The organism is Aphanothece microscopica RSMan92, from assembly GCF_046613545.2.
Lineage (GTDB): Bacteria > Cyanobacteriota > Cyanobacteriia > PCC-6307 > Cyanobiaceae > NIES-981.
Genome location: NZ_JBKKKY020000631.1, coordinates 1 through 406, shown reverse-complemented (window position 1 = coordinate 406; position 406 = coordinate 1). Strand labels below are relative to the sequence as shown.

General features: G+C 71.2%; 1 protein-coding gene. It reads left to right on the top strand.

Features of this window, described 5'->3' with window-relative positions; translation table 11 throughout:
* Positions 1 to 108 precede the first annotated feature (108 nt).
* On the top strand, positions 109 to 378 hold the full coding sequence (locus ACLD7X_RS19380) for a glycine zipper 2TM domain-containing protein (RefSeq protein ID WP_411425309.1): 270 nt from the start codon (positions 109 to 111) through the stop codon (positions 376 to 378).
* Positions 379 to 406: the final 28 nt, after the last annotated feature.

Below are 406 nucleotides of genomic sequence, written 5' to 3'. Positions count from 1 at the left end.
AATCCGCCGATCCCGCGGGCCGGTTTGGGCGGGTTCCGGCCGCCCCCCTGGGGGCAGGGAACAGAAACCCGTCGGCCCGTGTTATACAGCCGGTCCACTGGCGAAAGGATGACCGACATGCCGAAATCCGTGCTGTTCATTCCGTTTCTCGGGCTGGCCCTGACGGGCTGTGCCACCTCTGACCAGAATGCCGCGCTGGGGGCGCTGGGCGGGGCCGCGGTCGGCGCCGCCGTCTCCAGCGAGGAAGACCGCACCCAGGGCGCGCTGATCGGCGCGGCGGTGGGTGTCGCGGCCTCGACCCTGATCGGCCCGGCCACGACGCCGGGTCAGTGCTACTATCGCGATGCGCAGGGGCGCCGCTACGTCGCGGCCTGCTGATCCGATGCCGCAGGAGGTGGGGATGGAG